The sequence below is a fragment of the Actinomycetota bacterium genome (assembly GCA_030776725.1).
In the GTDB taxonomy this organism is placed as follows: Bacteria; Actinomycetota; Nitriliruptoria; order Nitriliruptorales; family JAHWKO01; genus JAHWKW01.
The window spans coordinates 1-7,625 of record JALYHG010000096.1; the positions used below are offsets into that span (position 1 = coordinate 1).

The window sequence follows — 7,625 nt, forward strand, 5'->3', positions numbered from 1 at the left end:
TGATCGCTCGGTCGTCGTCGCGATGGACGACTCGGAGCCGACGGCGGTGAGCATCAGCGAGTTACGTGACGTCACTGCGAGGATGCTCCGTAGGCACGTCGGCGATGAGAACGCCGACCGCTACGTCCGGTGGCACGATGCTCCCGAGCGCGATCAGCCGCTGATCGTCCTGATCGGCGGCGCGACCGGTGCCGGGAAGTCGACGGTCGCCACACACGTCGCCTACCACCTGGACATCACCCGGGTCATCTCCACCGATGCCATCCGGGAGGTGATGCGCAGCACGATGACCCCACAACTGGCGCCGAGCTTGCACGGCTCGTCGTTCGAGGCCGCAGATGCTGTCCCCGCCGTGTTCGCACACGGCTCCATCGACCGGCTGATCATCGGGTTCTTGCATCAGGCGTCGGTCGTGGCCGTCGGCGTGCGTCAGGTGCTTCAGCGCGCCGTCGTTGAGAAGCAGGACATGGTCCTCGAGGGCGTCCACCTCGTCCCCGGGACGCTGGAGCTACCCAGCGCCGACGACGCGTTCACCGTGCAGGTCGTCCTGGAGATCGAAGACGCCGAAGCTCACCGGAGTCGCTTCACGGATCGCGCGGACGGTGAGGAGCGACCGCGACAGCGCTACCTCGCCCACTTCGACGAGATACGGCGCATCCACGACGAGATGGTCCGCCGTGCGCGCGAGCACGACATCCCCACGGTGCGCTCGGCTGCGCTCGATGCCACCGTCGCGGAAGTCACGGGGTTGGCCGTCGAGACCGTCACCCAGCATCAGCAGGCGTAGACGGTCCCGGAGACGGGGTGGTGGCCGGCTCTGCTGGTGCCAGGCCGCCGTCACATCCCGTTGAGGTGCTTGGCCAGCGTGGCCTTCTTGTGGGCAGCAGTGTTCTTGTGGATCACACCCTTGCTCGCTGCCTTGTCGTAGTGCTTGGCGGCGATGCGGTAGGCCTCCTCGGCGAGCTCACGGTCGCCGACCTCGACCGCCTCCCGGAAGCGCCGGGTGTAGGTCTTCAGCATCGAGCGCACCGCCTTGTTGCGGTCGCGACGCACGATGTTCTGGCGGTTGCGCTTGATCTGGGACTGGATGTTGGCCACGGCGGCTGCGACTCGTTCCACGCTGACAAGGGTCACAGCCCGACCCGGGCTGCGCGGGGAGGTTACCACGGGCGTCTCCGGTCACAACCGTGACCCTGGTCGGTACCCTGGCCATGTCTCCCTGAGCGCCCAGGCCGCGGCGCTCGTCGACGATGAGGTCGCTTCCCTGTCGTGACGTACCCGATCGAGCGCATCCGCAACTTCTGCATCGTCGCCCACGTCGACCACGGCAAGTCGACGTTGGCTGACCGCATCCTGCAGCACGCCGGGTTGATCGACCCGCGGAAGATGCGCGACCAGTACCTCGACCGCATGGACATCGAGCGTGAGCGGGGCATCACGATCAAGGCGCAGGCGGTGCGTATCCCCTACCGCCCGCCGGGGGCTGGTGAACAGTACCTGCTCAACCTCATCGACACGCCTGGGCACGTGGACTTCTCGTACGAGGTCAGCCGGGCGTTGAACGCCTGCGAGGGGGCGGTGCTCCTCGTCGACGCGGCCCAGGGGATGGAGGCCCAGACGATCGCGAACCTGTACCTGGCGGTGGACGCCGGCCTCGAGATCATCCCGGTCCTGAACAAGATCGACCTCCCGTCTGCGCGTCCCGAGCAGATCACCCGCGAGATCGTCTCCATCCTCGGCGGTTCGGTCGACGACGTCTTCGCGATCTCGGCCAAGACCGGTGAGGGCGTCCCCGAGCTCCTCGACCGCATCGTGCAGGCGGTGCCGGCCCCGGCCGGGGACCCGGACGCGCCGACGCGTGCGCTGGTGTTCGACTCGATCTACGACCCCTACGTCGGTGTGGTGGTGTACTTCCGGGTCGTCGACGGGCGGCTGCGCCGCGGTGATCGCATCCGCCTGATGGTCACCGGGTTCGAGTCGGAGATCCACGAACTGGGCGTGATCTCTCCGGAGCCCTCCCCGGTCGACGCGCTCGGGCCCGGTGAGGTCGGTTACCTGCACGCCTCCATCAAGGAAGTGAGCCAGGCCAAGATCGGTGACACGATCACGCTGATCGACCGCACCCGCGCGGCGGCGCAACCGCTGCCCGGCTACCGCGACCCCCTGCCGATGGTGTTCAGCGGTCTGTACCCGGTCGACTCCGACGACTTCCCGCTGCTGCGCGAGGCGCTCGACCGCCTACGCCTCAACGACTCGTCGTTCGTCTACGAGCCCGAGACGTCCACGGCGCTGGGGTTCGGCTTCCGCTGCGGCTTCCTGGGGCTCCTGCACCTCGAGATCGTGATGGAACGCCTCGAGCGCGAGTACAACATCCCGCTCGTGGCCACCGCCGCGAGCGTCCGCTACCGGGTCGTGCTCGAAGACGGCGGACAGCATCCCGAGCAGACGATCGAGGTCTCCAACCCCCAGGACCTCCCGCCGCCCAACCGGATCGCACGGATCGAGGAACCCACAGTTCGCGCGATGATCCTCACACCTGCCGAGTACGTCGGTGCCGTCATGCAGCTGTGCGAAGGACGCCGCGGGCAGATGGTGGCGATGGAGTACCTGTCGGAGGAGCGGGTTGAGCTGCGCTACCGGCTGCCGCTGGCGGAGATCATCACCGACTTCTTCGACCACCTGAAATCGAAGACCCGCGGGTTCGCGTCACTCGATTACGAACGTGACGAGTACCAACCGGGGGACCTCGTCAAGGTCGACATCCTCCTCAACGGCGAGCCGGTCGACGCCTTCAGCAACATCGTCCACCGCGACAAGGCGTACGACTACGGCAAGGCGATGGTCAGCAAGCTGAAGGATCTCATCCCGCGCCAGCTCTTCGATGTCCCGATCCAAGCCGCGATCGGCAGCAAGATCATCGCCCGCGAGACCATCAAAGCCAAGCGCAAGGACGTCCTGGCCAAGTGCTACGGCGGTGACGTCTCACGCAAGCGCAAGCTGCTCGAGAAGCAGAAGGCCGGCAAGCGGCGCATGAAGATGCTGGGGTCGGTCGAGGTCCCACAGGAGGCGTTCGTCGCCGCACTCAAGGTCGGCGGGGGCGGCCAGGAGGTCCCGGGTCGGTGAGCAGCTCCCAGCGGTGGCTGAGGCAACCCCTGGAGTGCGGCGACAAGGCGGGGTTCGGCCTGTACCTGCACGTCCCGTTCTGTGCGCACCGCTGCGGCTACTGCGACTTCGCCACGTACGACGACCGCTCGCACCTGATCGGCCGTTACACCGCGGCACTTCGGACCGAGGTCACGAGATGGGCCCAGCGCGGCCCCTGGCCGGCAGTCACATCCGTTTTCGTGGGCGGGGGCACACCGACGCTGCTGCCCGCCGACGACCTCGCCGGCGTGATCGCGGCGGTGCTCGCGTCGTTCGACGTCGCACACGATGCGGAGATCACGGTGGAAGCCAACCCCGAGACGGCCGACCGAGCTGGGTTCCGGACGCTGGCGGACGCTGGTGTCAACAGGATCAGCCTCGGGGCGCAGTCGTTCGCACCACACGTCCTGGCCACGCTGGAGCGGCGACACGACCCCGATCGGGTCCCGGCCGCCGTCGCGACGGCACGGGCAGCCGGGATCGCCCAGGTCAACCTCGATCTCATCTACGGAACACCGGGCGAGACCGACGCGGACTGGGCGGCGAGCCTCGCCGCGGTGCTGGCCTGCGAGGTCGACCACGTCTCGGCGTACGCCCTCACCGTCGCAGCCAACACCGCGTTCGGCCGGGCGGTCGCGCACGGCCGCATCCGACCACCCGACCCCGACCTGCAACGGCGCCGTTTCGACGTCGGCCGCCAGATCCTGGCTGACGCCGGCTTCGATCACTACGAGGTGTCGAGCTGGGCGCGGGACGCGTCACGACGATCCCGTCACAACCTCCTGTACTGGCGGCACGGTGACTACCTCGGCTTGGGGGTCGGTGCACACGGTCACCGCTCCGGTCGCCGGTGGTGGAACCACCGCTCGATCGAGCGATGGTTCGAGGAGCCGATCGCCGGACACGAGAACCTGACCGTCGACGAGCGTGCGATGGAGCGCCTGATGCTCGGTCTGCGGGTCCGCGAGGGCCTGCACCCGGCCGATGTCCCGCCGCTGGACGCAGCCGCGGTCAACGACGCTGTGCGAGCCGGCCTGTTGCAGCTGTCGTGCGGTCGTTTCCAGGCCACCGCCGACGGTTGGTTCCTCCTCGACGAGTTGATCCGCCGGCTGGCTTGAGGACCGTCAGGCCGCTCCGTTCAACTCCCGGATCGCATCCTTGACGAGCCGCTTCACCCGGGTTTCGCGACGGTTGACCTTGGCGCGGTGCACGATGAACCACAGCGAGAACGCGGCGAGCGCAGCACCGGTCGCCGCGAGCAACGCGCGCCTCACCAGCTCGTCGCGGGGAGGGAACGCATCGGCCAGCTCTGCCAGCTGGTTGTCGATCCGCGTGCGGATCGCCTCGATCTCCCTCACCGTCCGAGCTGGGTCTTGGCCCATTCGGCGTCCTCCTTCAAGGTCTGCTTGGTGGTCTGCGGCGTCATCGACGGCTGCTGCAGGCGCTTGAGCCCGTACAGCGCCGCGCCGCCTGACACGATGAGGAAGAACACGGTGACGATGATCCGCGACAGCCAGGGTGCCATCACCTCGTCCAACCCGAAAGCAGCGGCGCTGGCCAGGAAGCCCAGGGCGAACAGCCCCACGACCCCCGCCACGATGAACGCCGCAAGACCCCGGATCCGGGCCTCCACGGCGGCGAGGATCTCGATCCGTGCGAGCTCGACGTGCTTCTGGGCCAGCAGCTGGGTCTCGTCCAGCAGGGAGCGCACGATCTCGGTGGGCGGCCGGCCGTCGGGCGGCGGGATCCGCTCCGTGCGCGGCGGGGTGGTGGACGTGGTGGACGACGTGGTGGTCGACGACGTGGTGGTCGACGACGTGGTGGTGGACGGGGTGGTGGTGGACGGGGTGGTGGAGGGGGTGGTGGACGTGCTCAGTAGAGCCTCCCGCGGTCGGGTTGCGACTCAAGTGTCACGCAGGTCACCCTGCGCCCGCGTGGACGAACGGACGGTCACGACCCGGGCCGGAGGCACGGCGGTACCATCCCGTCCGACTCCGCGTGGGACCCCGCGTCTGTGAGGAGGTGCCAAGCGCCCGTGTCCGACGACCCCGCGTCCCTCGAGCCGCGCAAAGCGGCGATCCTCACCGCGATCGTGCGCGAGTTCGTCGACAGGGCCGAGCCGGTCGGGTCCAAGCGGATCGTCGAGTCGTACGGCTTGGACGTTTCCGCCGCGACCGTGCGCAACGACATGGCGGCGCTGGAGGAAGCCGGGTACATCGCCCAGCCGCACACCTCGGCCGGCCGGGTCCCGACCGACAAGGGGTACCGCTACTTCGTGGATGCGATCGACGAGCTCCGCCCCATCGGTGAGGCCCAGCGGGCAGCGCTCCGCGGCTTCCTGTCTGAAGCCCGCGACCTCGAGGACCTGCTGCGTCGCACCACCTCGGTGTTGTCGCGCCTCACCCGGTACGCGTCACTCGTGCTGGCACCGGCCCTCGACCGGTCCCGCCTGAAGCTGGTTGAGCTGGTCGGCCTCGCGCCCCAGACGGTCCTGGTGCTGCTGATCGCCGACACCGGCCGTGTCGAGAAGCGGCTGATCGAGCTGTCGACCCCGATCGGTGCCCTCGAGATCGAACGGACCCGCACGGTGTTGAACGAGACCAGCGCGGGTCTGGCGATGACCGACGTTCCCGGCGCGGTGAGTTCCTTGGTCGACGCCGCCCCGCCGGAGCTGCGCGAGCTGATCGAGCACGTGTCGAACGCCATCGGTACGGAGCTGGTCCGCCCCGACCCCGACCGGGTCTTCGTCGGCGGGCAGGCGGCCCTGGCTGCCGAGGGGACGTTCGAGGGGTCGGAGCTGCAGAAGGTGTTCGAGCTCCTCGAGGAGCAGGTCACGCTCGGCCGGGTGCTCACCGAGTCGGCGTCGCTGGACCGGCCGCTGGTGCGCATCGGCGAGGAGAACGAACCGATCGAGCAGCTCAAGGCCGCCTCCATCGTCGCCACCGGCTACGGGCGGCAGGTGCCGGGATCTCTCGGGGTGCTGGGGCCCACGCGCATGGACTACCCGACCGTGCTCGCCGCCGTGCAGGCCGTCGCCGGACATCTCCAGGCGATGTTGCGGGAACTGACCGACGGTGGCGGCGCGGGGGAGCACGGGGGATCTGGTGGCTGACCTCTACGCCCTCCTGGGAGTGCCGCGCGACGCATCCCAGGACCAGATCAAGCGCGCCTACCGTCGCCGAGCCCGCGAGCTGCATCCTGACGCCGGTGGCGACGCGGATGCCTTCAAGCAGGTCACGCACGCCTACGAGGTGCTGTCCGACCCTGAACGCCGGGGCCGCTACGACCGGTTCGGCGACGACGCGACGCGGACAGCGACCTCCGATCCGTTCGGCTTCGGTGGCGGCTTCGGCGGTCTCGGGGACGTGTTCGATGCGTTCTTCGGGACGGGGTTCACCACGTCGAGCCGTCCGCGCACCGACGAACCCGGACGTGACGTCCTCGTCGGCATCGAAGTGGACCTCGAGGAGGTCGCCCTCGGCACCCAGCGCGAGGTCTCGATCGACACGGCGGTGCCGTGCGAGCGCTGCGACGGCAGCGGTTCGGCGGGCGACGGCGGACCGGTCACCTGCCGGACCTGTGGGGGCGCCGGCCAGGTCCGTCGGGTGGTGCGCTCGGCGTTCGGACAGATGGCAACCGTCCGGCCCTGCCCGGACTGCCGTGGCTCCGGCCGGACGGTCGGGGACCCGTGCCCCCACTGCCAGGGGGAAGGTCGCCACCGCGAACGGCGAACCGTCACGATCGAGGTGCCGCCCGGGGTCGAGCACGGTGATCGGCTGCGCGTGTCCGCTCGGGGGGAGGCTGGACGCCGTCGCGCTCGGACCGGCGACCTGTTGGTCGAGGTCCGCGTCCGGCCGCACGAGGTGTTCACCCGCGATGCCCGCGACCTCACCTGCGAGGTGTCGGTCCCGTTGGTCCACGCCGCGCTCGGCGCCACGCTCGAGGTCCCGACGCTGACCGGGGAGACCACCACGGTGGAGATGCCGCCCGGCACCCAGCCCGGCGACGTCCTGACGATCCGCCGGGCGGGGTTGCCCCGCCGCGGCGGCTACGACCCGGGAGCGCTTCACGTTCGGGTGAACGTCGAGGTGCCGCGGGTGTCGTCACCGGAGGAGGAGGAACTACTCCGGCAGTTCGCCGAGGTCCGCGGCGAGCAGGCACCACCGGCCGGTCGCGGACTGTTCCGCCGGCTCCGTGAAGCCTTCCGCTGACCGTCGTCGCCGGTACACTGGCTCTAACCCCGACCACAGCGTCGCCGCGAGGAGCACGCGCGCCACTTGAGTAGCAGCCCACAGCCTTCCCCGACGTCCCAGCCGTCGTCGCCCGGAACCGCCCCGGTCACCTCCGCCAAGGTCCTCGTCCCCGGCGACCGCTCGATGGTCGCGCTGCTGGGGACCCGAGACGAGCTGCTCCGGTTGGTCGAGGAAGCCTTCGACGCCAGCGTTCACGTCCGCGGCAACGAGATCTCGGTCACCGGCCAC

10 protein-coding genes are annotated in these 7,625 nt (G+C 69.4%); 7 read left to right on the top strand and 3 right to left on the bottom strand.

Going from position 1 to position 7,625, the window contains the following annotated elements:
- Positions 1 to 787, top strand: a 787-nt coding sequence (locus tag M3N57_04425; protein ID MDP9021943.1) for a zeta toxin family protein, incomplete at its 5' end; no start/stop codon positions are given.
- Between the two features lie 50 nt (positions 788 to 837).
- On the opposite strand, the gene rpsT is transcribed toward M3N57_04425, so the two are convergent.
- Complete coding sequence (gene rpsT / locus M3N57_04430; protein MDP9021944.1) at positions 838 to 1,098, bottom strand: 30S ribosomal protein S20; 261 nt, start codon at positions 1,096 to 1,098, stop codon at positions 838 to 840.
- 171 nt (positions 1,099 to 1,269) lie between these two features.
- Between rpsT and lepA the strand changes: the two genes are divergently transcribed.
- Both lepA and hemW read left to right on the top strand, forming a co-directional pair.
- Positions 1,270 to 3,123, top strand: a complete 1,854-nt coding sequence (gene lepA / locus M3N57_04435; protein ID MDP9021945.1) for a translation elongation factor 4 — start codon at positions 1,270 to 1,272, stop codon at positions 3,121 to 3,123.
- On the top strand, positions 3,120 to 4,262 hold the full coding sequence (hemW, locus tag M3N57_04440; protein ID MDP9021946.1) for a radical SAM family heme chaperone HemW: 1,143 nt from the start codon (positions 3,120 to 3,122) through the stop codon (positions 4,260 to 4,262). The genes lepA and hemW overlap by 4 nt, the downstream gene beginning before the upstream one ends.
- Positions 4,263 to 4,268: 6 nt before the next feature.
- Here hemW and M3N57_04445 read toward each other — a convergent pair whose 3' ends face one another.
- Both M3N57_04445 and M3N57_04450 read right to left on the bottom strand, forming a co-directional pair.
- Positions 4,269 to 4,502 (bottom strand): hypothetical protein, encoded by a 234-nt coding sequence (locus tag M3N57_04445; GenBank protein ID MDP9021947.1) that lies wholly within the window; start codon positions 4,500 to 4,502, stop codon positions 4,269 to 4,271.
- A complete protein-coding gene (locus tag M3N57_04450) occupies positions 4,499 to 4,855 on the bottom strand; it encodes a phage holin family protein (GenBank protein MDP9021948.1) in 357 nt (118 codons plus the stop codon). Before M3N57_04450 ends, M3N57_04445 begins: the two co-directional genes overlap by 4 nt.
- A gap of 7 nt (positions 4,856 to 4,862) precedes the next feature.
- Between M3N57_04450 and M3N57_04455 the strand changes: the two genes are divergently transcribed.
- The 4 genes from M3N57_04455 to M3N57_04470 all read left to right on the top strand — a co-directional run.
- Positions 4,863 to 5,162 (top strand): hypothetical protein, encoded by a 300-nt coding sequence (locus M3N57_04455; GenBank protein ID MDP9021949.1) that lies wholly within the window; start codon positions 4,863 to 4,865, stop codon positions 5,160 to 5,162.
- A 17-nt stretch (positions 5,163 to 5,179) separates the two neighbouring features.
- Positions 5,180 to 6,256, top strand: coding sequence for a heat-inducible transcriptional repressor HrcA (hrcA, locus tag M3N57_04460; protein MDP9021950.1), 1,077 nt, complete (start codon positions 5,180 to 5,182; stop codon positions 6,254 to 6,256).
- Positions 6,249 to 7,355, top strand: a complete 1,107-nt coding sequence (locus M3N57_04465; protein ID MDP9021951.1) for a J domain-containing protein — start codon at positions 6,249 to 6,251, stop codon at positions 7,353 to 7,355. The genes hrcA and M3N57_04465 overlap by 8 nt, the downstream gene beginning before the upstream one ends.
- 66 nt (positions 7,356 to 7,421) lie before the next feature.
- A partial coding sequence (locus tag M3N57_04470; protein MDP9021952.1) for a PhoH family protein occupies positions 7,422 to 7,625 on the top strand: 204 nt, incomplete at its 3' end.